The organism is Brucella thiophenivorans (genome assembly GCF_002252445.1).
GTDB lineage: Bacteria > Pseudomonadota > Alphaproteobacteria > Rhizobiales > Rhizobiaceae > Brucella > Brucella thiophenivorans.
Map to the genome: position 1 here is coordinate 292,424 of NZ_NNRJ01000019.1, position 24,080 is coordinate 316,503.

Consider the following 24,080-nt stretch of genomic DNA (forward strand, 5'->3'; position numbering starts at 1 on the left):
ACGTTAAATCGATTAGACTAGTCGAGCACAAAATTGCCTTAAACTGACTTGAGCTAACTCTTTGCCGGCTGGTGAGTTTCCTATATGTTCCCAGCAACTTAAGTTTGCCTTGGTGTCAACGGATAGATTGATCGGGAGTTGTTTTGTCGTTTTCAGTTTCTGTAGAGCGCTTGGTTAAGCGTTGGCAGCAAGAAGGCCTTATCGATGCTGAAACCGCATCACGGCTGAATGCTGATCTTGAAAAACGTGGCCCCCGGTTCAGTCTGGGCTCGGTTCTTGCAACCCTTGGCGGCTTGTTGTTGGGGGCTGCAGTTATCATGCTGGTCGCTGCCAATTGGCAGGATATGCCGCGCATCATGCGCATCGGTTTAATCTTTGTGCTGATCTGGGGCTGTTATCTGGGGGGCGCGTGGCGCGAGCTGCGCGGCGACAAGGTGCTCCCACAAGCGCTCTATATAGTAGCAGCAGCATCGTTTGGTGCGGGTATTGCACTCGTGGGGCAGATGTATCACCTGTCAGGCGACGTGCATTCCGCAGCCCTTGTGTGGGCTGGTGGCGTTTTGGCCTCTGCCTTTTTGTTGCGTTCTCCGGTTTTGGCGGCTTTCGGAGCAGGCGTTGCGTGCTTTTACCTCTCCACCTTTGCATTTGATAATGATTATGGCGACATGAGCTACCGCTGGATTGCACCGATATTGGTGCTGGCTGGCGCCGGGGCTGCACGATTTACAAGGTCACGGAACGCGGCACATATCTGGTGCCTGTTCGTTCTTGGCTGGGCTGCTCTTCTTTATGCTGAACATAACAGTCGAGAAGTTCTGGGAATGATGCTGGTTGTCGGCATAGCTTTGATGCTGGCAGATGCATTCGCCCATCAAGCGCTGCAAAAGCTAACGCGTTTTGCGCATCCGCTCGCTTCGTATGGACTGTTGCTGGCATTGCTTGCGCTTGGCATTTTGCAGGTGGATATTATGGTCTCATCCGTTTTCGACCAAAATATCGCCCATGACGTTATCTATGGCATTCTCATTCTGGCGCTTTCAATCGGCGCACTTGCAGTCTGTGGGCGCGATAATGGTAGCTTGCGGGCAATCGCTTATATCGCATTCTCATTTGAGGTGCTTTATCTCGCATTCTCCACCGTTGGTTCGATGATCGGCACTTCCGGCTTCTTCCTGACAGCTGGCGTGCTTGTGCTGCTGCTTGCAGCCTTTGTGCGCCGTATGGAAAACCGGTTTGGTAAAAAACGCGGCTTGGAGGTGCGGCCATGAGTTTTGTCAAAAGCAAATGGCTCTATGCTGGTGCCGTCGCTGCTGCCGTACTCCAGACTGGTGTTCTGTATGCAAGTATCGAAAAACGCGCTTCGGTGCTGCGATCCGGTCATGAAGTCGTCCTGCAGACGCGACCGATCGATCCTCGTGATCTGATGCGCGGCGACTATGTGATCCTTGGCTACGATATTACATCAATTGACCGCAAAGACATTCAGGGCACTCCTGAAGCTGGGTCACGCACCGTCTATGTGGCGTTGAAAGCGGATGCCAATGGCATATGGCAAATCTCGCGGGCGTCTTTTGTATCATTCCCTGATCTTGGCTCGAACGAAGTGCAGATCCGCGGGCAATCAGCTTATGCAATTTCCGATTATCCCGATGGAAGTATCAATCTCCTCTATGGGATAGAGCGCTACTATGTACCGGAGGGTGAGGGGCGAGAAATCGAAGATAGCCAGCGCGATTTTGACATTACCGCGGTGGTTTCCGTCGATGATGAGGGCACGGCGGTCATGAAAGCTTTGCGTGATAATGGTCAGCAACTTTACCAGGAACCACTCTATTAATAGGCTTATAAGAAAAGGGGCTTGGCTAAGTCGCCAAGATCGCTATATAGGGGCGCAAAGCACGGAAGCGCTTCGGCTTGAATGAGCTGGCAAATCTAAGCTGGTAAAACGAGTTTTTTCCTTTGAACCGGAAAAATTGAGTGTTATAGAGACGCGCGCTTTCGAGAAGGCGGTTCAATATCTGAGACGAATTCAGTGCGTTCGGTTGAATGCACTTCGGCTTAGAAGCGGATATGGCGAAATTGGTAGACGCACCAGATTTAGGTTCTGGCGGGAGACCGTGGGGGTTCGAGTCCCTCTATCCGCACCAACTGCCTTAAGGCAAAGAATTTTTCTCCCGCGACGAGGCATATAAGGCCGGAAACGGCGGGACAATGACAAGAAGTGAAGGTTTGAACATGCAGGTTACCGAAACGCTCAATGAAGGGCTGAAGCGCGAGATTAAAGTCGTGGTTCCGGCCGGAGATCTCGAAGCCAAGCTCTCCGAGCGGCTCGAAACTGCCCGTGGTCGCGCCAAGATCAATGGTTTCCGTCCGGGAAAAGTGCCAACGACGCACCTGCGCAAGACCTACGGTAAGTCCTTCATGGCTGAGATCGTGAACGAAATCCTCAACGATTCGTCGCGCTCGATTCTTGCTGACCGCAACGAAAAATCGGCAACGCAGCCTGTTGTTTCGATGTCGGAAGACGAAAAAGAAGCTGAAAAGGTTCTCGACGGCAAGGCCGATTTTGTTTTCTCGCTGAGCTACGAAGTTCTGCCAGCAATTGAAGTTAAAGATTTCTCCAAGATCGCTGTGACTCGTGAAGTTGTCGACATTTCGGAAGAAGAAGTTGACGAACAGGTTAAGCGCATTGCGTCCTCGACCCGCACCTATGAAGCCAAAAAGGGCAAAGCCGAAAACGAAGATCGCGTAACGATCGACTATCTCGGCAAGATCGATGGCGAAGCATTTGAAGGCGGCGCAGACACAGACGCGCAACTCGTTCTTGGTTCGAACCAGTTCATTCCTGGCTTTGAAGAGCAGCTCGTTGGCTTGAAGGCTGGCGACGAGAAGGTTATCAACGTAACTTTCCCTGCTGAATACGGCGCAGCACATCTTGCTGGCAAAGAAGCGACCTTCGACATCACCGTTAAGGGCGTTGAAAAGGCTGGCGAACTCGTTCTTGACGATGAAACCGCAAAGAAACTCGGCATCGAGTCGCTTGAGCGTCTGCGTCAGGTTGTTCGTGAGCAGATTGAAAGCCAATACGGCCAGATCACTCGTCAGAAGGTAAAGCGTCAGATTCTTGACGCGCTTGATGGCGATTACGCTTTCGAAACCCCTGAAAAGCTGGTTGAAGCCGAATTCAACAACATCTGGCAGCAGATCAACTTCGACCTGCAGCAGGCTGGTCGTACGTTTGAAGACGAAGAAACCACGGAAGAAGCTGCTCGCGAAGAATATCGCAAGCTTGCTGAACGCCGCGTTCGTCTCGGTCTGGTTCTCTCCGAAATTGGTGAGAAGGCTGGCGTAGAAGTGACAGAAGAAGAACTGCAGCGCGCAGTTTACGATCAGGTACGTCGCTATCCAGGTCAGGAAAAGGAAATCTACGAATTCTTGCGCAAGACGCCGGATGCAGTTGCTAACCTTCGCGCACCGATCTTCGAAGAAAAGGTCGTTGACCACCTGCTCGCAAACATCAACGTGACCGATAAGAAGGTCTCGAAGGAAGAGCTGACTGCAGAAGACGAAGACGGTTCGGAAGCAAAGCCAGCTAAGAAGGCAGCAGCCAAGAAGAAGGCCGCTCCTAAGAAGAAGGCAGAAGAAAAGTCCGACGAGGCTTAATTCTTCCTTTGATATGATTACGAATTGGCCGCGCATTGCGCGGCCTTTTCTGTTTGACCGCACTGAATTGACTGGCCGAAAAGCTTGCATCCTATGGGGGTTTGCTCTAGCCAGTAAACAATCAGTTTTTAGCTCAATCCGAATATTTGCGAGCCAGCATGACCCTTATTGATACGCGCACACCAGAACCGAAACGATTCATCTCTGGCGCCACCGGCGACTGGGAAGTCGTCATTGGCATGGAAGTCCACGCACAGGTCACGTCCGAATCAAAGCTCTTTTCTGGTGCTTCCACATCGTTTGGCGCCGCGCCAAATGCCAATGTCTCTTTAGTCGATGCGGCCATGCCTGGCATGTTGCCGGTCATCAATATTGAATGCGTCAAGCAGGCAGTTCGTACCGGCATTGGCCTTAACGCACAGGTCAATCTGAAGTCTGTTTTTGACCGTAAGAACTACTTTTATCCTGATCTGCCGCAGGGCTATCAGATTTCGCAGTTCAAGCAGCCGATTATTGGCGAAGGCAAGATCATGATCTCGGTTGGTCCTGACAATAAGGGCCAGTTCGAAGACGTCGAGATCGGTATTGAACGTCTCCATCTGGAGCAGGATGCGGGCAAGTCGATCCATGATCAGCATCCGACTATGTCCTATGTCGATTTGAACCGTTCTGGTGTGGCGCTGATGGAAATCGTGTCCAAGCCGGACCTGCGTTCGTCTGACGAAGCGCGTGCTTATCTGACTAAGCTGCGCACGATTGTCCGCTATCTCGGCACGTGTGACGGCAACATGGACGAAGGCTCGATGCGTGCTGATGTGAATGTCTCGGTTCGTCGTCCGGGCGGTGAGTTTGGGACGCGCTGCGAAATCAAGAACGTCAATTCAATCCGCTTCGTTGGACAGTCGATTGAATATGAAGCACGTCGCCAGATTGCTATTCTGGAGGATGGAGGCTCCATTGATCAAGAAACGCGCCTGTTTGATCCGGTAAAGGGTGAAACTCGTTCGATGCGCTCCAAGGAAGAAGCGCACGATTATCGTTATTTCCCGGATCCTGATCTGCTGCCGCTTGAATTCGATCAGGCATTCGTTGATGCACTTGCTGCTGATCTGCCGGAACTGCCAGACGTCAAGAAAGACCGTTTTGTCGAAAAGCTCGGCATCTCGGTTTACGATGCGTCGATTCTGGTGAGTGAAAAGGCGATTGCTGACTATTACGAAGTCGTTTGTGACGGTCGTGATGGCAAACTGGCTGCAAACTGGGTCATCAACGATCTTCTTGGCGCACTGAATAAGGCCGGCAGAGACATTGAAGAATCGCCTGTTTCGCCAGCGCAGCTTGGTGCGATTATTGATCTGATCAAAGACGGAACAATTTCCGGCAAGATTGCCAAGGAACTGTTCGAGATTGTCTGGAACGAAGGTGGCGACCCGAAAAGCCTCGTTGAAGAACGCGGCATGAAGCAGGTTACCGATACCGGCGCGATTGAAAAGGCTGTTGACGACATCATTGCAGCCAACCCGGAAAAGGCTCAGCAGGCCAAGGAAAAGCCAAGCATGGCTGGCTGGTTTGTTGGTCAGGTGATGAAGGCAACGGGTGGCAAGGCCAACCCGCAGGCCGTCAACGATCTGGTCAAGGCCAAGCTGGAGATTGAAGAATAATGTGGGTTCGCAGCGCCAGTGAAGCCGATTTGAAGGCCGTACATGAACTGCTGGTTTCAACCTGGCATGCGACCTTTGATGACGTTCTTGGTCGGGAGACAGTGAATGCTGTTACCGGAAAATGGCATTCGATTGCGGCTTTGAAAGCCAATCTTAAGAAGCCATATTCAGAGTTCATCGTCGCCGATAACGGCGAGGGCGGCATCAACGGCATGGCATTTGCGAGCCAGACTGGTGATGGCAAGGCCTCGCTGCATCAGCTTTATGTGCGCCCTGAAGGGCAGGTGCAGGGCATAGGCACTATGCTTCTCGCGGAAGTCGAAATGGCTTTTCCGGGTGTTAACACGATGCGGCTCGAAGTCATCGAGCGCAATGCAAAGTCTATTCGCTTTTACGAGCGTAAAGGTTATGTGCAGGTTGGCCGCAGCGAAGATTGGGGCGATCCCAATTGCAAAGAACCCGTGCTGATTATGGAAAAGTCCCTCGAAGGCTGGAGTATGTAGCAACTCTTTGCTGCTGCATCATACTCTTGTGACAGCGGCAACTTGCCCCTTGCCTTGGGCCTTTGATAGGGCCATAAGCGTTCAAAACCCGGCAGTTATTCTGCCTGTGGCAATAACGGATCTGGATAGGTCATGAAAACATTTATTACGCAAGTCTTCACATGGTGGAACAGCCAGACACTCGGTACCCGCCTGCATACCTGGCGCAAAGGCGAACGGGTTGGCGAAGACGAGTTTGGTAATATCTACTATCAGGGCGGCAAAGACTCTGAAGGTCGCACGCGCCGCTGGGTCATTTTCAACGGCTATGCGGAAGCAAGCGCCATTCCTCCGGGCTGGCACGGTTGGATGCACCATCGCGTCGATACGCCGCCGAGCAAGGAAGACTACAAGCCACGCGATTGGCAGAAGCCTCATTTGCAGAACCTGACTGGTTCGCCGCTGGCCTATCGTCCAAAGGGTGCGATTGCAATTCCGGGAACGACGCCTGGGGAACGTCCGCGCGTGACGGGCGAATATGACGCCTGGACACCGGGTAGCTAAGTTTTCTGCGAAGACCGGCATGAGTTTTTCTGCCGGTCTTTTTCTTTTGCACCATAACGCAAAAGGTTTGAGGATAGATGCGCTGCACAGACGGTTGTAAAGCATTGTTGCTTGCGACCGGGCCACGAATCGTCACAATTGATGATTAGGAATTGTTGCGGCTCTATATTTAACCAGATTATACGGATATCCGTTTTGACGAAGCATTCTCCCGGCACGGTTGTTAACGGAAAGAACTGGATTACAAGCGCTGCGAAACTCGCTTTGCTTACCGTTCTCGCCGGAACATTGAGTTTCAATTCGGCCTTTGCAGAACGCATTTCTAATCCGGTTGCCGAATTTTCCGGGCTCGACAAGATCACAGGCCGCATCACGACATTCGATGTCTATATCAACGAGACTGTGCAATTTGGTGCGCTTCAGGTTACGCCAAAAGTTTGCTACTCGCGCACCGAGAATGAAGCGCCACGTACAGATGGTTTTGTAGAGGTTGATGAGATTACGCTCGACCGTAAAATTCGTCGTATTTTCACAGGCTGGATGTTTGCCGATAGCCCGGGTCTCAATGCTGTCGAACATCCGATTTATGATGTGTGGCTGAAGAACTGCAAGCAGTCGTCTGACGTTCCGCCGCCTAATCAGCGTCAATAATCAAACTTCAGAATGTTGCGCTGCCCTGAAGCGCTTCATCAAGAAGAACTTCATATTTTTTGCGCTTCACTTCAATTGCACCAAACCGTTCAAGATGCGCTGTTGTAAACTGTGTATCCAGCAGCACAAAACCTTGCTTATTCAGATGCTCGACCAGAAAAGCAAGGCAGACCTTTGATGCGTCGCGTTTACGCGTAAACATGCTTTCGCCAAAAAAAGCTCTACCAAGTGTTACGCCATAAAGCCCGCCAACGAGTTGCCCCTCGTGCCAGGCTTCGACCGTGTGGCAATGTCCGGCATCAAAGAGCTTGCCATAGGCCTCACGGATGGGAGCATTGATCCATGTTCGCGCACGTTCGCCAGAGCCACTCGCACAGCCGTCGATGACGCCCTCGAAATCACTGTCGAGCCTAATTTCAAAAACTGCTTGTCGGATGGTTTTTTGCAGGCTTTTCGGAACGTGAAAGCCGTCAAGCGGGATGATGCCGCGCTTATCAGGTCGAACCCAGAAAATCTCGGGATCGTCTGCTTCTTCTGCCATTGGGAAAACCCCGGTGGCATAGGCCCGCAGGAGCAATTCCGGGTCGATTGTATGGTCGTCCGGGGAAGCTCCTGCGGTCACTTTATTTATGCGCCCATGTTCTTATGCATTTGGGGTTTCTGACTGCTTAGCCAGATATTTTTCCAGCCAATGGATGTCGTAATCACCATTGGCAATGTCCTGATTGGAAATCAGGTCCTGGAACAGCGGTAGGGTCGTTTTCACGCCATCAACCACGAACTCATCGAGTGCACGACGCAAACGCATCATGCATTCAACGCGGTTGCGGCCATGAACAATGAGCTTGCCGATGAGGCTGTCATAGTAAGGCGGGATGCGGTAGCCGGAATAAACGCCCGAATCCACGCGGATACCAAGGCCACCCGGGGTATGATAATGGGTGATCAGGCCCGGTGAAGGCGTGAAGTTGCGTGGGTCTTCAGCATTGATGCGGCACTCAATGGCATGGCCAGAGAAACGCACGTCATCCTGCTTGACCGAAAGGCCAAGGCCAGCTGCTACGCGGATCTGCTCGTGAACAAGATCGATGCCGGTAATGGCTTCAGTGACCGGATGTTCCACCTGAAGACGGGTATTCATTTCGATGAAATAGAACTCGCCATTTTCATAGAGGAACTCGATTGTACCTGCACCCCGATAGCCCATGTCAGCAACAGCATTGGCACATATCATGCCAATCTTGTCACGTGCTTCAGCATTCAGCGCTGGTGAATTGGCTTCTTCCCAGACCTTCTGGTGGCGACGCTGCAAAGAACAATCGCGCTCACCCAGATGGATTGCATTGCCAGCGCCGTCACCCATGACCTGCACTTCGATGTGACGCGGCTTTTCGAGATACTTCTCGATATAAACAGCATCATCGCCGAAGGCCGCGCCTGCTTCGGTACGCGCAGTTGCAAGGGCAACGGCCAGATCGTCTTCGGTCTTCGCAACTTTCATGCCGCGACCGCCACCACCGGCAGAAGCCTTGATGATGACTGGATAGCCGATTTCTTTTGCGATGCGCTTGGCTTCGTTTTCGTCCGTCACGCCGCCATCTGAACCCGGAACGACTGGAATGCCGAGGCGCTTTGCGGTGCGCTTGGCTTCGATCTTGTCGCCCATGGTGCGGATATGCGCAGAGGTCGGTCCGATAAAGGTAATGCTGTGTGCTTCAAGAATCTCAGCAAATTTAGCATTTTCCGATAGGAAGCCATAACCCGGATGGATTGCATCAGCGCCGGTTATTTCACAGGCTGCAACGATTTGATGAATATTCAGATAGCTGTCGCGTGATGGAGGCGGTCCAATGCAAACGCTTTCGTCCGCAAGGCGAACATGCATCGCATCGGCATCGGCTGTGGAATGGACTGCGACCGTCTTTATGCCCAGTTCTTTACAAGCTCTGAGCACACGAAGAGCGATTTCGCCACGATTGGCTATGAGTATCTTTTGAAACATTGCGCTTTGCTGCCCGTTCATTGAATAAGCCCGGATTCTATTGACCAGATGGTCATCTTATTCGATGACGACAAGCGGTTCGCCGAATTCAACAGGCGCTGCATCTTCAATCAGAATAGCCTTGACCGTACCGGCGCGTGGTGCCGAAATCTGGTTCATGGTCTTCATGGCTTCGATGATGAGAAGGGTCTGACCTTCTTTGACCTGCGTACCAACTTCGATGAAGTTGCGTGCGCCGGGTGCTGGTGCCAGATAAGCGGTGCCGACCATTGGCGAAGGAACTGCGTTCTTCGAAATTTCTGCCTTGGTTGGCTCTGCTGCAACAGCAGCGACAGGTGCAGCAGCGACAACGGGTGCTGCCTGCATCACGGTGGCCGCAGCCTGAACCGTTACCTTGCGCGAAACGCGAATACGCAGATCGCCATGCTCGACTTCGATGTCGGTCAGGTCGGTTTCATTGAGGATATCCGCGAGATCGCGAATAGTTTCCTTGTCGATGACGGAGGTTTTGCTGGACATATTAGGCCCCTTTTAAGCTTTGCCCGTTGTTTTCTTCTTCTTTGGCAATTGCCGCGAGTGCGCGCAGGCCGAGCTGGTATCCCTCCGCGCCAAAGCCGCAGATAACGCCCTTGGCGACTGCGGAGACATAAGAGTGATGCCGGAAAGCTTCACGCGCATGAATGTTCGATAAATGCACTTCCACGACCGTAACCTTGGCCGAGCGAATGGCATCTTGAATAGCAATCGAAGTGTGGCTGTATGCAGCCGGATTGATCAGGACATAAGCGTTTTTTTCACCCGCTTCCTGAATCCAGCTCACAAGATCACCCTCATAATTGGTTTGGCGAAATTCGACGAATAAGTCCAGTTCTGCAGCGACACGTTTGCAGCTCGCTTCGATATCATCGAGCGTCGCTACACCGTAAATGCCTGGCTCACGTCTCCCAAGAAGATTGAGATTGGGGCCATTGAGAACAAAAACCGTTTTTGTCATATTCGTCCGTGATCGATAACGGGCCTATTACGAAAGTTCAATTACACTTCGCATTTCATATAGAGGGCTTGGAGGCAAGTCGAAACCCTCTAATTCAATGCATCTGATTTACCACAGCGTTTTTCCCGCTATTCTTTGTGGAATGAACACAATTTGTGGCAAAAATAGATATTCTCAGCTTTTGCTGGCAGCGCGTGCAGCGGCGATTCTTTCAATCAGACCTTCCGCACCAATTGCACCGGGAATAAGTTCGTTTCCGATGATATAGGATGGCGTGCCGGTGATGTTGAGCTTTTGAGCGAGCTGATATGTGTCCTGAAATGAACCCGTGATCGCCGGATCCTGCATCTTTTCACGAAGCTGCGCTTCATCGGCTCCGAGCTTGACTGCATCGGCAATCGCAGAAGCTTCGGTCGCGCGTTCTGGTGCGCCAAGCAGCAACTGGTGAAACTCAGCATATTTTTCAGGCACAAGCGCTTTGAAGGCCTGTGCCACGATATGCGCGCGGGTGGAATCTGGTCCCAGGATCGGCAGTTCCTTCATCACGAAACGCACATTTGGATCATGCTTGATGATCGCCTGCATATCGGGCAGAGCGCGTTTGCAATAGCCGCAATTATAATCAAAGAACTCGAATATAGTCACATCGCCCTTTGGATTGCCGAAGACGGCATCATGAGCGGGGTTGAAAAGCTGGTCCTGACTTGAGGTCAGAACATTCTTGACGTGCGCCTCTGCTGCTTCGGCCTGCTTTGTTTCAAGCGCCGTCTGCACCTCAATCATGATCTCTGGGTTTTGCAGAAGATAGTTTCGAACAATATTCTCAACGGCCTGTTCAGACGTGGCTGTTGAGGCGGCGGCCTGAATGGGCGCTGGCTGATTGACCGTGCCTGCATAATAACCCAGAGCAAGGGCTGCGGCACCAACGATCCCACCAGCCAACGACCCCAAAATCACATTCTTCATAGTCTTCACTTTCATACGTTCTGAAAAGCCGTATCGGTATTCGCTAGTATCGCGTCTTAGAGTATTCCCTGTTTTGATTGAATCATAGGAAACGCTCTAATTATTTGTCTTTCGCATTATCCCACGCAAAAAGCACACGCACTTTTGCTGGGAATGCTCAAGCTTATTACTTTTTTGTCTTCGCATTGATAATATCTTGCGCACGTAGCCAGTCCGGCGTTCCCCGTTTTAACTGCTTTTGCGCACGTATCGCAAATATCTGAGCCTGTTGTATTTTCCCGGAATAATAGTTCATGTCTGCGGTTGCAAGGTCTGCGCGTGCCATGTCGCCCGACTGACCATAGGCCTGTGCGAGAAAACCGTATCCGCCTGGAAATTCCGGGTCGGCTGCAATACCTGCTTTCAACTCTCTGATTGCTGTTGGCATGTTGGCTTTCGTGCCGGTGAGCATCAAAGCGCGGCCATAGCTCATGCGAAGGAGCGGTGATTTGCGCGTATCAAGTGAAACTGCACGCTGAAAAGCCTTGGCCGCCCCTGCAGGATTATTTGCCTTGATCAGAACTTCTCCCATCATTTCCTGAAAATACGGGTTCTTGGGCTGCTCTTTAATCAGTGCTTCGAATTTCGGCATTGCGGAGCGTGCCGAGCCGTTCAGATAAGTTGTAATTGCGCTGCCATAACGGGCAGGCAATCCTCCGGGACTGCTTCGAGATATGCGTTGCAACGCGCCCATATTGTTGGAATAGGCAGCGATTTTAACCCGCGCCATATCATGTCTAAGCTGGAGAGCCGCAGAATCCGTCTTATTATAGTTCGGGCTTTTTCTGGCAAGTTCCTCAAGATTGGCAATACGTTCACGCGGCAATGGATGGCTTATCCGATATTGATCGATTTGTGTGCCTGACAGGGAAAGGGCTGAAGCGAAACGCTGAAAGGTGTCAAGCATGCCCTTTGTCGATTGACCAGTGGCATTAAGATAGTTCACCGCCAAACGGTCCGCAGTTATCTCTTCGGTGCGCTGATAGCTAAGCAAATTGCGCATCGCCATTTCGGTACTTCCCATGGCGATACCACCACCAGCGCTTGCAGCTGCACCGCTGCCTGCCGCAGCCCCTGCAACGCCAGCGCCGACGCCAAGAAGCATACCGATGACCGCCATGGTGCGTGCGCGGCTTAGCTGCTCGCGCAAGCGATCCTGATGACCACCTGCAATATGTCCGGCTTCATGGGCAATGACACCGATGATTTCATTAGGCGTTTCTGACTGCATGATCGCGCCGGTATTGATGAAAATGCGGCGACCATCGACGAAAGCATTGAAACTTTGAGAGTTGACGAGAATGACGCGAACACCGCGCCCACCCAATCCGGCAGCTTTGAGGATTGGGGCTGCATAATCTGCAACAAGCGCTTCAATTTCTGCATCACGAACGATGGGAACGCCCCCGCCACGTGATTGCGCCTCGGCGGGCACTATGCCAGTTATAGCAATAGTGAGGGCTGCAAATGCCGCAACCGAGCGGCGCATCATATTTTGAAAAGAAAAAGCTCTGGCCGAGAAAGTTGCAGTCATGCTTCTCATAGTGCTCCTCATCTTCCCCAAACCAGACTGACGCGAATCTTAATGTCTGCCGCCACTGTAAGGATTTTACAGCAATCTTCATCGTCGTTTTTACGAAAGCATAGGCTCAAAAATCGCTTGCGATTTTTGGAAGACACGATGCGTATTTAAACTAGTTTAGAACATCTTTTATGCGTCCAATGGGACGCTTGGTACTCTATCTATCTGTTTTGCCGCATTGTCCTACGCAAAACCGCTAAGCACTTTTGCAGGAAATCCTCTAAAGCTGTTGCTTTACCAATCCGGCGATTATAGGGCGGGGGAGTTGCATCGCATTCCCTGCTTTTTGGAGGCCAAGTTGAATACTCTTTCCAACCGTAGCGCAGTCGAACCATTTCACGCTATGGATGTTCTGGCGGAGGCCAATCGTCGTCGCGCTGCGGGCCATCCGATTATTTCTATGGCAGTCGGGCAACCGGCAGATCCTGCACCACAAATTGTGCGGCTGGCTGCGGAACGCGCTCTGAAAGATGGGCGTATTGGCTACACTGATGCGCTTGGTCTTATTGAATTGCGCGAGGCAATTGCTGCGCATTATGCGCAAAATTATAGTGTAAGCGTGTCGCCTGAGCGTATCGCAATCACCACAGGGTCGTCAGCGGCGTTTAATCTGGCATTTTTGGTTTATTTTGATCTGGGTGATCGTGTTGCAATCACGCGTCCCGGTTATCCTGCCTATCGTAATATCTTGACGGCGCTTGGTCTTGAAGTGGTGGAAATAGCCAATGAAACCGGCGCATCTGGTGCGTTGACGGCTGAAGCCTTAGCTTCGGCCCATGCCGAAAAGCCGCTCAAAGGCGTGCTTTTCGCAAGCCCTGCGAACCCAACGGGCGCCGTCATCGACAAGCCGGAATTGCAGGCGATTATCGAGACTGCACGCGATCTCGGCATTCGCGTTATTTCGGATGAAATCTATCATCGTCTTTCCTATGAAGCGGAAGATGTGACCGCATTGCAGATTTCCAATGATGTTACCGTCATCAATTCATTCTCAAAATATTATTGCATGACCGGTTGGCGTATTGGCTGGATGGTTCTGCCAGAAGCCGATGTTCGCGCTGTCGAATGTCTCGGTCAAAGCCTATATATTTCTGCCCCTGAACTCTCGCAGCGCGCAGCAATCGAAGCATTCCATGCGACAGCCGAACTGGAACTTGTAAAAGACCGTTACCGTCAAAACCGCAAAATTCTGCTTGAGAATCTGCCGCACATGGGGCTAAGCCTTGCTGCACCTATGGATGGTGCATTTTATGCGTATTGCGATGTGTCGCGCTTTACCAATGACAGTATGCAATTCGCACGCCGCATGATTGCCGAAACCAATATCGCAGCCACACCTGGACGCGATTTTGATCCAGTCGACGGGCACCGCACCATGCGATTTTCGTATGCGGGCAAGGTCGAGGAGATCGAAGAAGCGGTACGTCGTCTTGAAGAGTGGCTTCCACGGCAAAAAGCCTGAAATCATAAAGCAAAAAGAAAACCGGCGTTTCCGCCGGTTTTCTTGTGTCTCAAATGAGAGATGAGCTTGGCTTAGAAGAAGCCCTTTTTCTGCCACCAGCCGCCGCGCTTCGTCTTCTTTTCCTCAGTTTCACTTGAGGTAACAACAGCCTCGGTAACTTTCTGTGGTTCTATAACTTTTTGTGGCTCAACAACCTTTTGCGGTTCTGCAACAGGTGCAGTTTCCTCTACGGTTTCTTCCACTTCAACCTTGGTTGCAGCCTTGCGAGTACGGCGCTTTGGTTTTTCCGCTTCGGCTTCTTCCTCGGCTTGAACCGCTGCTTCCACAGACGCTTCTTCTTCAACAAGCTTCTTACGTGAGCGTCCCCTGCGAGCAGGCTTTGCAGGCTCTTCGCTCGGATCAGCCGCAACGACATCGTCGTTCGCTGCTTCTTCGCTTTTCGCGGTCTTGCGACCACGTGGCTTGCGAGCTGGCTTTGACGGCTTTTCGTCTGTCTCGACAGCCACTGGAGCCTCAATCACCTCAACGCTTGCGGTTTCAACAGCAACATCCTCCGTTACGGCAGGCTTTTCTTCTGCCTTTACCGGTATCACTGGTGTGTAACCGACGAATTCAGGATCAGGCACTTTTTTGACCTGAATTTCGTCTTCACGACGGTTCTTGCGTCCACCACGACGACCGCGACGACGCTTCTTGCGACGATCTTCTTCACTCAGCGAAGCATTGCTCTGAGGGTTAGTATCCTCATCGCCTTCGTCGTCGGTACCTTCCGAACCCGCTTCGGTATTTTCGGTCTGTTCGCCGTTTTCACGATCGCGACCACCACGACGACGACGACGGCGACGCTTGTTGCGATCACCTTTTTCGCCATTCTCTTCGCGAGGCTGTGCATCGGTTTTGATTTCCTCTTCGGCCTCGTCATCCTCTAGTGGAATATCAGGGTCGTTGAGGTCATCTTCATAAACAATAGCCTGAACCGGCTGTATAGTCACAGGACGTGTCGATGGTGCGCCCTTGTCGATGACAAAATGCTGGTGACCAACACTATCGTCAGCATCAATGCTGATGTCGAGGCCGAAACGACCTTCCAGATCAGCCAGCAGCTGCCGCTTGTTGTTGAGCACGTAAAGTGCAGAAGCAACAGGCGTACGTACGGTAATATCGTAGCCCGTATGACGCAGCAGATAATCTTCAATGCCGCGAATAATATGCAGCGCCATTGAGGAATCTGAACGGACATGTCCGGTGCCGCCGCAATGCTGGCAAACCTGCATTGTGCTTTCGAGAACGGATGCACGAATACGCTGGCGCGACATTTCGAGAAGACCGAAATGCGAAATGCGGCCAACCTGAATGCGCGCACGGTCGTCTTTCAGGCAGTCCTTCATCCTTTTTTCGACAGCGCGATTGTTGCGCTTTTCTTCCATGTCGATGAAGTCGACAACGATTAGACCGGCGAGATCGCGCAAACGCAACTGACGCGCAACTTCTTCAGCCGCTTCCAGGTTGGTCTGGAGTGCCGTGTCTTCAATCGAATGTTCACGGGTCGAGCGACCCGAGTTCACATCGATGGCAACCAGAGCTTCGGTCTGGTTGATGATCAGATAACCACCGGATTTGAGTGTTACCTGTGGCACCAACATGCGATCAAGCAGCGCTTCCAGGCCGTAACGTGTAAAGATTGGAACCTGTTCGCGGTAGGGTTGAACAACTCTGGCATGGCTCGGCATGAGCATACGCATGAATTCTTTTGCTTCGCGATAACCGGTTTCACCTGAAACGAGAATCTCGGTGATGTCCTTGTTATAAAGATCGCGGATCGAGCGCTTGATCAGGCTGCCTTCTTCATAGACGAGCGAAGGTGCCATCGACTGTAGCGTTAGTGTGCGCACATTTTCCCACATACGCATCAGATATTCATAGTCGCGCTTGACTTCGGCATTGGTTCGGTTTGCACCAGCCGTACGCAGGATTACACCCATGCCCTGCGGCACTTCGAGATCCTTGACGATGTCCTTAAGACGCTTGCGATCCTGTGGACTGGTAATCTTGCGTGAAATGCCGCCACCGCGAGCAGTATTTGGCATCAAAACCGAATAACGGCCAGCCAGCGACAGATAGGTAGTCAGAGCAGCGCCCTTATTGCCGCGCTCTTCCTTAACCACCTGAACCAAAATGATCTGACGGCGCTTGATCACTTCCTGAATATTATACTGACGGCGATTGGTCCGACCATGCGAGGGAAGCTCTTCCATGGCATCTTCAGAACCAACCGATTCAACGATGTCTTCTTCGTTCTCTACGTCCGAATCATCATCATCGTCATCATCAGAGTCAACGGCTTCCGAAATGACGTTGCCGCTCTGCTTCATCAGCGCGATGGCAGGCGTGCCCGGAATGTAGTTTTCAAACGCCGGGCCAACAGGTTCTGCCGCAGGCAAACCGTTATTGGCTTGCTGATCACCATTTTGACCATCACGGCGTCCGCGACGGCGATGACGGCGCGAGCGATCGTTGCTTTTAGCCTTTGGTTCGTCTTCATCGTCTTCCGCGCGGGCAGCTTTCGCTTCCGCTTCAAGAAGGGCTAAACGATCCGCAGCCGGGATCTGATAATAATCAGGATGAATCTCGGAAAATGCGAGGAAGCCATGGCGATTGCCGCCATACTCCACGAACGCAGCCTGAAGAGATGGTTCGACGCGGGTAACGCGTGCGAGATAAATATTACCTTTTAACTGCTTCTTGTGTTCCGACTCGAAGTCGAATTCTTCAATTTTGTTCCCACGCGTTACGATAACGCGTGTCTCCTCCGGGTGGGAGGCATCTATAAGCATTTTGTTGGACATTATAATCTTTCTTACCGGCGCAAAGACGCAAGCCGCTTAAGCCTGACGAGGCCGCGAAGGCTGTCGTTCTGGCTGGGGTGCATCTGCCGAATGATATTGGGTTCGTCGGAATAAAAGCTGCTGTCCTTGCGCGCGATGGCCTCATGGCAATCACGGTCTCCAGGCTTGCAATGGTCAGTCTTGCTTGACCCATAGCTGTTCCGAACGAAACGACCTCGTATATGACCCGAAAAAGCCGGGCCGACCTGTTTGCTCTTTCAGAGCGCTGGCGACAGCGCGTATCCATGCGCAGTCGGCCGATTAAAAAACGGAGGCGGCGGGGAGCCGTATTCCGCTGAATTCTGTGCGGGTTAATGGGTGGAGATCTTACTACGCCACTGTTTTTGCTGACTTTCCTCGCGCTCCGTTTTAAAAACCGGCAAACGATTCTGGTAGCTAATCCATAACCTACCTTAGCTTTTATGGCGTAGTTCGAACTATGACAAGTATGAATATCAGTTGACACCTTGATCGTAATTTTGCCGAAAGGTGTTTATAGAGCTTATTTGAGCTCATCGTTAGCTCGGAAAGTCGGCCGAGAAGTCTTCGTTAACCATAATTTTGTACGGATAGATTTATGAAAGACATGCAATCACTGTTCGAAGTGCAAATGTCTGATCGAAAATTATTCCCTAGAGTTTAGATCGCGATTACGGATGTCTTGCGTGAACCAGAAAAGCGGCTTCAAAAAAATATTGGTGGCACCAAAACTCATCATGCTTCTGGCAATGATGTGCGCTGCTGTTTTTCACATTGGTTCCGCTAAAGCCGAAGATACTGCTCCGCTTTCAGCATTAACATATCGCATGGCAGGCGATGATTTGCGTATGCGGGTTGTGATCATGTTTGATCGCGAACCGAAATTTTCGACGCTGTTGCTAGCCAATCCGCATCGACTAATTTTTGATTTACCAGAAACCCGTTTCGGCTTTGATGACAAAAGCCTTGAGGCGAGGGGCATTGTTTCGCGTGTGCGCTATGGGTTGGTCGGCGAAAATCGCTCCCGTCTCATTCTGACACTGCGTGGCCCATTCAACGTTGAAGATATTCAGGTGCTCAAGAATGAAACTGCGCCTGGCTACCGGCTTGTCGCTGATATAGTGGCTTCATCGGATCGTGAGTTTTCTGAAAAGCTTGCTTCTCAACATGAAGTCACAGGATCGACTGAGCGCAAACAAACTGCTGGAACGGCGGTTCGAACGCCCGGTGCCGACACTACGCATCCATTCATCGTGATGATTGATCCCGGTCATGGTGGCATCGATAGCGGTGCGGAGAGCCTGAGCGGTATCAAGGAAAAAGATCTGACACTGGCTTTTGGTAAGGAATTGCGGGATCGTCTGGCGAAAGAAAAGAACATCAAGGCTCTGATGACGCGCGATGACGATACGTTTCTGCGTCTTTCAGAGCGTGTGCGCCTTGCTCGACAGCAGTCGGCAGATCTCTTTATTTCGATTCATGCAGACACGATCAATCAGGGCGATATTCGTGGGGCGACCGTCTATACAATCTCCGACAAGGCGTCGGATTCCGTTGCTCGCGCTATGGCTGAGCGTGAGAACAAGTCGGATAGTATTGCAGGCGCTGCTCCGGAAGCATTACCCGAAGTTGCCGATATTCTGCTCGATCTGACCCGCCGCGAGACGCATACATTTTCATTGAGCTTTGCCGAAAAAGTCATCCACTCGCTTCAGGGTGAAGTGAATCTTATCAACAATCCGCATCGCTTTGCTGGGTTTCAGGTTCTGCGGGCCCCGGACGTACCGTCAGTTTTGATCGAAATTGGCTATTTGTCTAATGCCGAGGACGAGAAGCTTATCAGCAATCCGGAGTGGCGCCGAAAGCTCGCAGATCGCATAGCTCTGGCAATTCGAGCGTTTGAAATTCAAAAACATCCAGATATTTTGTCAAAAGGCTGAAATAGTGTAGATTTCAGTGGGATTTAATTTCCGCGGTTACTTATAAGATGCACGCTTGCAACAGCGTTAAGTATTTTTGTCGGCCTTTTCGTATTGTGTGGGTTTAATTGGTAAAAATTGGGAAACGATCTTGCCTTTGACGCATTTGGTGGTCACTAAACCATCTGTTGGTTAAAGGGTTTTGATCGGCGGGAGATATTAGTATTGCTCCCTTGTTTTACGGATAATCTGAAGGCGGGATTCCGGGTTCATGGTAAGGCTTATCGGATATTTCTTTGGAATTGGAACGGTTCTGGCGCTTATAGTTGCCGGAGGTGTTGCCATTTATATTGGAAGTCTCACCAAGGATTTGCCTGATTACGAGGTGCTCGCAAAATACGAGCCCCCGGTGATGACGCGCGTTCATGCGTCGGACGGTAGCCTAATGGCGGAATATGCGCGTGAACGCCGCATGTATTTGCCAATTCAGGCTATACCGAACCGCGTTAAGGCGGCTTTTATCTCTGCTGAAGACAAAACTTTTTATGAGCATCATGGACTGGATTTTGGTGGTCTCGCCCGTGCAATAGTTACAAATGTCAAGAATATGGGATCAGGTCGTCGCCCGGTTGGTGCTTCCACCATTACGCAGCAGGTCGCAAAGAACTTTCTTCTCTCATCGAACCAGACTTATGACCGCAAGATCAAAGAAGCAATTCTTGCGATGCGTATTGAGCAGGCCTATTCCAAGGACCGCATTCTCGAGCTCTATCTCAACGAAATTTTCTTCGGCCTGGGTTCCTATGGTATCGCCAGTGCTGCTCTTACCTATTTCGATAAATCCGCAGGCGAACTCAGCATTGCAGACGCAGCATATCTTGCTGCTTTGCCCAAAGGCCCGAACAATTACCACCCGTTCCGTCACCCTGAACGCGCGATTGAACGCCGCAACTGGGTAATCGATCGTATGGCTGAAAACGGGTACATTACGACACAAGAAGCAGATGAAGCCAAGAAAGAGCCACTTGGTGTTAAGACGCGCACAGCGACTCATTATCTTTTTGCGTCTGAATATTTCAGTGAAGAAGTGCGCCGCCAGATAATCCAGAAATATGGCGTTGATGCGCTCTATGAAGGTGGCTTGTCTGTCCGTACGACGCTAAACCCTACTTTGCAGGTTGAGGCGCGCAAGGCGCTGCAAACCGCAATGCTCCGTTATGATGAAGCGCGGGGATGGCGTGGACCTTTGAAGCACGTTGAACTTGGCAGCGATTGGGCCGCCGCTTTTGGCGATATGCAATCTTACGAAGATGTACCGGAATGGCAGCTTGCTGTGGTGCTCAACGTTTCTGCTGCGGGCGCTGATATTGGTCTTCAGCCCGCCATTGAGGGATCAGGATCACGCAGTAGAGAGCGTACACGCGCCTTTATATCAGCCGATGATATGAAATGGGCAATGCGCGTCACCAATATTGATGGCAAGCGCGGCAGTGCGAAATCGCCGGAAGGCGTTCTGAAAGCCGGTGACATTATTTACGTCTCGAAAGCTGGTGAGGGCGACTCGCGTTTCCGTTTGCAGCAGCCGCCAAAGCTACAAGGCGCACTGGTTGCGATGGACCCGCATACGGGTCGTGTTCTGGCAATGGTCGGCGGGTTTTCCTATGGCCAGTCAGAATTCAATCGCGCCACGCAGGCGTATCGCCAGCCAGGCTCATCCTTTAAGCCATTCGTTTATGCAGCAGCCCTTGATAACGGCTACACACCTGCCTCCGTCGTTCTTGACGGTCCGTTGGAAGTCAATCAAGGCGGCGCACTTGGCGTCTGGGCTCCGAAGAACTATTCCGGCAAATTTTCCGGCCCATCGACGCTTCGCTATGGTATCGAGCAGTCGCGTAACGTTATGACTGTGCGTCTTGCTCAGGATATGGGCATGAAGACGGTTGCGGAATATGCAGAACGTTTCGGTATTTATGACAAGATGATGCCGGTTCTGTCGATGGCGTTGGGGGCTGGTGAAACCACTGTTCTGCGCATGGTGACGGCGTACTCGGTTATAGCCAACGGCGGACAAAGCATCACACCGTCAATGATCGACCGTATTCAGGATCGTTACGGTAAAACTGTTTTCAAGCATGATGCCCGTAAGTGCGAAAACTGCAATGCTCAGCAATGGTCAAATCAGGAAGAGCCGACACTGATCGATGATCGCGATCAGGTGCTGGATCCGATGACCGCCTATCAGATCACGTCAATGATGGAAGGCGTTGTGCAACGCGGTACCGCACAGCTTTTGAAGAGCCTTGATCGCCCGATTGCTGGTAAAACTGGTACGACAAACGACGAAAAAGACGCTTGGTTCGTCGGTTTCACGCCGGACATGGTTGTCGGTGTATTCATGGGTTATGATACGCCGACCCCGCTTGGTCGTGGTGGTACGGGCGGTGGATTGGCTGCGCCGGTATTCAAGGATTTCATGAGCGAGGCTCTTGCCGGAACGCCTAAGGTCGACTTCCGTGTGCCGGAAGGCATGACGCTGATAGCGATCAATCGTAAGACTGGTATGCGCACAAACCAGGGCGATCCGAACTTGATCATGGAAGCATTTAAGCCGGGCACCGGTCCGTCTGACACTTATTCGGTTATCGGTATGGATCAGTATCGTGAAGGCTCGCCCGTTCAGCCGCAGTCGCCCCAGGCCACACGGGCTATCAACTCTGGTTCGGGCGGACTTTACTAATTTACCCCCCTTTACACTGCGCCGCGTGCTAATTATGGTCCGCGGCGCTTGGATGGCTTCACGCCAGTCCAATTCAGGGTGTGAGGTTGGCTCATTTTGAGCCTCTGTTTTCTCCACATATACGCGGAATAATGAAGGAACGATTTGCCCATGCGCGCGGAAATCGAGACGTTGGTTGACGAAATTCAGCAGGCCATAAGCCTGCTGAGGAGGCATCTTTGACTGGGATCAGGCAATCAAACGTCTGGGCTATCTGAATCAGAGAGCTGAAGACCCGACCCTTTGGAATGATGCACAGGAAGCACAGAAGTTGATGCGCGAGCGCCAGCAACTGGAAGACAGCATCAACGGCATTAATGCACTCAGGCAGACGCTGAACGACAGTATCGAACTCATCGCTATGGGCGAAGAGGAAGATGACAAGTCGATCATCGCGGACGCTGAAAACACCATTCGCGAATTGAAGAAAGACGTCGATACCCGCCAGATCGATATGTTGCTTTCAGGTGAAGCAGATTCCAACGATACCTTTCTGGAAGTACATGCCGGTGCAGGCGGTACGGAAAGTCAGGATTGGGCATCGATGCTTCTGCGCATGTATACCCGCTGGGCTGAACGCAATGCGCGCAAGGTCGAAGTGATGGAAGTGCATTATGGCGAAGAAGCTGGCATCAAGTCTGCGACCATTCTGATCAAGGGCCATAACTCCTATGGCATGGCAAAAACAGAATCCGGCGTTCATCGTCTGGTTCGTATCTCGCCTTATGATTCGAATGCCCGCCGCCACACGTCCTTTGCAAGTATCTGGGTTTACCCGGTCATTGATGATAATATTGATGTTCAGGTAACGGAAGCCGATGTTCGCATCGATACATATCGTGCGTCGGGCGCGGGTGGTCAGCACGTCAACACGACGGACTCTGCTGTGCGTATTACGCATATCGCCAGCGGTATTGTTGTGCAGTGTCAGGCTGAGCGTTCGCAGCACAAGAACCGCGAAAAAGCGTGGTCTATGTTGCGTGCTCGTCTTTATGAAGCCGAGCTCAAAAAGCGTGAAGAGGCGACGGATGCAGCCAATGCCAGCAAGACTGACATTGGCTGGGGTCATCAGATTCGTTCTTACGTGTTGCAGCCCTATCAGCTCGTCAAAGACCTGCGTACGGGTGTCGAAAGCACCAATCCGCAGGAAGTGCTTGACGGTGCTGTTACACCATTTATGGAAGCGGCCCTTGCACATCGCATCAATGGCAGCGCTGAACTCATCGAAGATATTGATTGAATTTTTTAAGAGAAAACCTAAAAAACCCGGCCGTGAGCCGGGTTTTTTGTGTGATTTTAAGAATCTTTGGACGCAGCACGCAGCTTATATGTTCGCGGTCCGGTTATAATCGGATCGACCTTCTGGATCATGAGCGCGTCTTGAGGTGTAAAAAGTTCTGGCTGGGCGGAGATGCCGGGAGGTAATTCTGAAGGCATTTCTGGCAAGGGCTGCATGCGTGAAGGTTTTTTCAGCATTGCTGCAAGCTTGCTGGTGGCTTTATCAAGGCTTGGCTGATTTTCAGGCGCCTTTTCAAATCCGATATAGAGGCTTGCTCCAACGCCGAGGAAGGCAACCATAGCGCCAAGCATTGTCATGCGTGCCCATTTCGTCAAAACAGGACTATTCAAACGCGTACTGCGTTTAGTTTTATCTGTTCTGTCCCACTTTTGCGCCATGCCAGCAGTCTTCGCATCCTGGTTCTTTGATTCGATTGCATGCTAGCATGGTTAACAAAACTTATCCGAAGCTTTCGTGCTTGAAGCGTATTTCGATCTGACTGCATCAGATCGATGCTTTAAGCCTTTGCTTTAACGTGCATCTTATCTAATCGGAGCGGGGTCGAAAATTAGTCCAGTGGACTAATTTTCCAGCGTAGGCGATTCACACTTTTCGGGATGTGCTTAGAGCGCCTGAGCTGTTTCAAGCACGGCTTGCGCATGACCGTCGACTTTTACTTTTTCCCAAACCTTGGCAATTTTGCCCGCGGAATCGATCAAAAAAGTCGTGCGCTCAACGCCCATATATTTGCGGCCATACATGCTTTTCTCGACCCAAACGCCGTAAGCCTCAAGTGCTGTCTTGTCTTCATCCGCTGCCAGATCGACTGTTAGCTCATGTTTTTTACGAAATTTGGCGTGTTTTTCTGCACTATCTGGCGAAAGGCCAACGATACGTGCGCCGATTTTGTCGAATTGTGGCTTTAGCTGGGAGAAGGCAATGGATTCCTTCGTGCAACCTGAAGTGTCATCCTTTGGGTAGAAATAAAGTATAACCGGTTTGCCTTTAAGCGATGACAAAGTGATCGTATCGCTGTTGTCGGACGGCAATGTGAAGTCAGGTGCCTGATCTCCAACTTGGGGACGAGCCATATCTGCGCCTTTCTTTTATGGATAAACGGGGAAGCTGCCTGTTACACTTACATTTAAAGCTATCGCATTCGGGCTAGGCTTGTGC

General features: G+C 51.4%; 20 protein-coding genes, 1 tRNA gene and 1 pseudogene. 13 read left to right on the forward strand and 9 right to left on the reverse strand.

The features are described from left to right. Nucleotides 1-143: 143 nt before the first annotated feature. The 8 genes from CEV31_RS10950 (at nucleotide 144) to CEV31_RS10985 (ending at nucleotide 7,021) form a co-directional block, all read left to right on the forward strand. Nucleotides 144-1,268 (forward strand): DUF2157 domain-containing protein, encoded by a 1,125-nt coding sequence (locus CEV31_RS10950; RefSeq protein WP_094507080.1) that lies wholly within the window; start codon nucleotides 144-146, stop codon nucleotides 1,266-1,268. Beyond that, complete coding sequence (locus CEV31_RS10955; RefSeq protein ID WP_094507081.1) at nucleotides 1,265-1,837, forward strand: GDYXXLXY domain-containing protein; 573 nt, start codon at nucleotides 1,265-1,267, stop codon at nucleotides 1,835-1,837. Before CEV31_RS10950 ends, CEV31_RS10955 begins: the two co-directional genes overlap by 4 nt. 227 nt (nucleotides 1,838-2,064) lie before the next feature. Then, nucleotides 2,065-2,147: transfer RNA gene (locus tag CEV31_RS10960), tRNA-Leu, on the forward strand. A gap of 88 nt (nucleotides 2,148-2,235) precedes the next feature. After that, nucleotides 2,236-3,663: a trigger factor gene (tig, locus tag CEV31_RS10965; RefSeq protein ID WP_268876336.1), complete on the forward strand. Its 1,428-nt coding sequence runs from the start codon at nucleotides 2,236-2,238 to the stop codon at nucleotides 3,661-3,663. A gap of 158 nt (nucleotides 3,664-3,821) precedes the next feature. Next, complete coding sequence (gene gatB / locus CEV31_RS10970) at nucleotides 3,822-5,324, forward strand: Asp-tRNA(Asn)/Glu-tRNA(Gln) amidotransferase subunit GatB (protein ID WP_094507083.1); 1,503 nt, start codon at nucleotides 3,822-3,824, stop codon at nucleotides 5,322-5,324. Then, complete coding sequence (locus CEV31_RS10975; protein WP_094507084.1) at nucleotides 5,324-5,827, forward strand: GNAT family N-acetyltransferase; 504 nt, start codon at nucleotides 5,324-5,326, stop codon at nucleotides 5,825-5,827. Before gatB ends, CEV31_RS10975 begins: the two co-directional genes overlap by 1 nt. A gap of 132 nt (nucleotides 5,828-5,959) precedes the next feature. Continuing rightward, complete coding sequence (locus CEV31_RS10980; RefSeq protein WP_094507085.1) at nucleotides 5,960-6,370, forward strand: NADH:ubiquinone oxidoreductase subunit NDUFA12; 411 nt, start codon at nucleotides 5,960-5,962, stop codon at nucleotides 6,368-6,370. 180 nt (nucleotides 6,371-6,550) lie between these two features. After that, complete coding sequence (locus CEV31_RS10985) at nucleotides 6,551-7,021, forward strand: DUF2155 domain-containing protein (protein WP_094507330.1); 471 nt, start codon at nucleotides 6,551-6,553, stop codon at nucleotides 7,019-7,021. 7 nt (nucleotides 7,022-7,028) lie between these two features. Here CEV31_RS10985 and aat read toward each other — a convergent pair whose 3' ends face one another. The 6 genes from aat to CEV31_RS11015 all read right to left on the reverse strand — a co-directional run bounded on the left by aat (nucleotide 7,029) and on the right by CEV31_RS11015 (nucleotide 12,565). Further along, complete coding sequence (gene aat, locus CEV31_RS10990) at nucleotides 7,029-7,598, reverse strand: leucyl/phenylalanyl-tRNA--protein transferase (protein ID WP_235818081.1); 570 nt, start codon at nucleotides 7,596-7,598, stop codon at nucleotides 7,029-7,031. Nucleotides 7,599-7,664: 66 nt separating this feature from the next. Continuing rightward, nucleotides 7,665-9,023 carry an acetyl-CoA carboxylase biotin carboxylase subunit gene (gene accC, locus CEV31_RS10995; RefSeq protein WP_094507331.1) on the reverse strand — a complete coding sequence of 453 codons (1,359 nt, stop codon included), beginning with the start codon at nucleotides 9,021-9,023 and terminating at the stop codon, nucleotides 7,665-7,667. A gap of 57 nt (nucleotides 9,024-9,080) precedes the next feature. Continuing rightward, entirely contained in the window at nucleotides 9,081-9,542 is a 462-nt protein-coding gene (gene accB / locus CEV31_RS11000; protein WP_094507087.1) for an acetyl-CoA carboxylase biotin carboxyl carrier protein, read from the reverse strand. A 1-nt stretch (nucleotide 9,543) separates the two neighbouring features. Beyond that, complete coding sequence (gene aroQ, locus CEV31_RS11005) at nucleotides 9,544-10,017, reverse strand: type II 3-dehydroquinate dehydratase (protein WP_094507088.1); 474 nt, start codon at nucleotides 10,015-10,017, stop codon at nucleotides 9,544-9,546. A 174-nt stretch (nucleotides 10,018-10,191) separates the two neighbouring features. Next, nucleotides 10,192-10,983: a DsbA family protein gene (locus tag CEV31_RS11010; RefSeq protein ID WP_094507089.1), complete on the reverse strand. Its 792-nt coding sequence runs from the start codon at nucleotides 10,981-10,983 to the stop codon at nucleotides 10,192-10,194. Between the two features lie 166 nt (nucleotides 10,984-11,149). Continuing rightward, nucleotides 11,150-12,565, reverse strand: a complete 1,416-nt coding sequence (locus tag CEV31_RS11015) for a M48 family metalloprotease (RefSeq protein ID WP_094507090.1) — start codon at nucleotides 12,563-12,565, stop codon at nucleotides 11,150-11,152. A gap of 337 nt (nucleotides 12,566-12,902) precedes the next feature. On the opposite strand from CEV31_RS11015, the gene CEV31_RS11020 reads away from it, so the two are divergent. Beyond that, nucleotides 12,903-14,066, forward strand: a complete 1,164-nt coding sequence (locus CEV31_RS11020; protein WP_094507332.1) for a pyridoxal phosphate-dependent aminotransferase — start codon at nucleotides 12,903-12,905, stop codon at nucleotides 14,064-14,066. Nucleotides 14,067-14,137: 71 nt separating this feature from the next. Here the strand turns inward: CEV31_RS11020 and CEV31_RS11025 are convergent, their stop codons facing one another. Continuing rightward, the gene (locus tag CEV31_RS11025) at nucleotides 14,138-16,912 is read right to left on the reverse strand and encodes an Rne/Rng family ribonuclease (RefSeq protein ID WP_094507091.1); all 2,775 of its coding nucleotides are present in this window, start codon (nucleotides 16,910-16,912) and stop codon (nucleotides 14,138-14,140) included. Between the two features lie 5 nt (nucleotides 16,913-16,917). On the opposite strand from CEV31_RS11025, the pseudogene CEV31_RS11030 reads away from it, so the two are divergent. The 4 genes and pseudogenes from CEV31_RS11030 to prfB all read left to right on the forward strand — a co-directional run. Further along, nucleotides 16,918-17,100: pseudogene (locus CEV31_RS11030) on the forward strand (hypothetical protein); the annotation flags it as partial. Between the two features lie 507 nt (nucleotides 17,101-17,607). Beyond that, on the forward strand, nucleotides 17,608-18,870 hold the full coding sequence (locus CEV31_RS11035) for an N-acetylmuramoyl-L-alanine amidase (RefSeq protein WP_094507092.1): 1,263 nt from the start codon (nucleotides 17,608-17,610) through the stop codon (nucleotides 18,868-18,870). 250 nt (nucleotides 18,871-19,120) lie between these two features. Beyond that, nucleotides 19,121-21,586, forward strand: coding sequence for a penicillin-binding protein 1A (locus CEV31_RS11040; RefSeq protein ID WP_094507093.1), 2,466 nt, complete (start codon nucleotides 19,121-19,123; stop codon nucleotides 21,584-21,586). Between the two features lie 150 nt (nucleotides 21,587-21,736). Further along, nucleotides 21,737-22,865, forward strand: a protein-coding gene (gene prfB, locus CEV31_RS11045) for a peptide chain release factor 2 (RefSeq protein WP_143850917.1) whose coding sequence is annotated in 2 segments (ribosomal slippage) — nucleotides 21,737-21,805 and nucleotides 21,807-22,865 — 1,128 coding nt in all. Because the reading frame shifts where the segments join, the coding sequence is not laid out codon by codon here. 56 nt (nucleotides 22,866-22,921) lie between these two features. On the opposite strand, the gene CEV31_RS11050 is transcribed toward prfB, so the two are convergent. Next, a complete protein-coding gene (locus CEV31_RS11050) occupies nucleotides 22,922-23,221 on the reverse strand; it encodes a hypothetical protein (RefSeq protein WP_094507095.1) in 300 nt (99 codons plus the stop codon). 306 nt (nucleotides 23,222-23,527) lie between these two features. Next, nucleotides 23,528-23,995: a thioredoxin-dependent thiol peroxidase gene (bcp, locus tag CEV31_RS11055; protein ID WP_094507096.1), complete on the reverse strand. Its 468-nt coding sequence runs from the start codon at nucleotides 23,993-23,995 to the stop codon at nucleotides 23,528-23,530. Nucleotides 23,996-24,080: the final 85 nt, after the last annotated feature.

What these genes read in the sequence shown, in the direction of transcription:
- CEV31_RS10955 (WP_094507081.1), top strand. Translation starts at nt 1,265, where the DNA reads ATGAGTTTTGTCAAAAGCAAATGGCTCTATGCTGGTGCCGTCGCTGCT.
- tig (WP_268876336.1), top strand. Translation starts at nt 2,236, where the DNA reads ATGCAGGTTACCGAAACGCTCAATGAAGGGCTGAAGCGCGAGATTAAA.
- gatB (WP_094507083.1), top strand. Translation starts at nt 3,822, where the DNA reads ATGACCCTTATTGATACGCGCACACCAGAACCGAAACGATTCATCTCT.
- CEV31_RS10975 (WP_094507084.1), top strand. Translation starts at nt 5,324, where the DNA reads ATGTGGGTTCGCAGCGCCAGTGAAGCCGATTTGAAGGCCGTACATGAA.
- CEV31_RS10980 (WP_094507085.1), top strand. Translation starts at nt 5,960, where the DNA reads ATGAAAACATTTATTACGCAAGTCTTCACATGGTGGAACAGCCAGACA.
- accC (WP_094507331.1), bottom strand. Translation starts at nt 9,023, where the DNA reads ATGTTTCAAAAGATACTCATAGCCAATCGTGGCGAAATCGCTCTTCGT.
- accB (WP_094507087.1), bottom strand. Translation starts at nt 9,542, where the DNA reads ATGTCCAGCAAAACCTCCGTCATCGACAAGGAAACTATTCGCGATCTC.
- aroQ (WP_094507088.1), bottom strand. Translation starts at nt 10,017, where the DNA reads ATGACAAAAACGGTTTTTGTTCTCAATGGCCCCAATCTCAATCTTCTT.
- CEV31_RS11010 (WP_094507089.1), bottom strand. Translation starts at nt 10,983, where the DNA reads ATGAAGAATGTGATTTTGGGGTCGTTGGCTGGTGGGATCGTTGGTGCC.
- CEV31_RS11015 (WP_094507090.1), bottom strand. Translation starts at nt 12,565, where the DNA reads ATGAGAAGCATGACTGCAACTTTCTCGGCCAGAGCTTTTTCTTTTCAA.
- CEV31_RS11025 (WP_094507091.1), bottom strand. Translation starts at nt 16,912, where the DNA reads ATGTCCAACAAAATGCTTATAGATGCCTCCCACCCGGAGGAGACACGC.
- CEV31_RS11035 (WP_094507092.1), top strand. Translation starts at nt 17,608, where the DNA reads ATGTCTTGCGTGAACCAGAAAAGCGGCTTCAAAAAAATATTGGTGGCA.
- CEV31_RS11040 (WP_094507093.1), top strand. Translation starts at nt 19,121, where the DNA reads ATGGTAAGGCTTATCGGATATTTCTTTGGAATTGGAACGGTTCTGGCG.
- CEV31_RS11050 (WP_094507095.1), bottom strand. Translation starts at nt 23,221, where the DNA reads ATGACAATGCTTGGCGCTATGGTTGCCTTCCTCGGCGTTGGAGCAAGC.
- bcp (WP_094507096.1), bottom strand. Translation starts at nt 23,995, where the DNA reads ATGGCTCGTCCCCAAGTTGGAGATCAGGCACCTGACTTCACATTGCCG.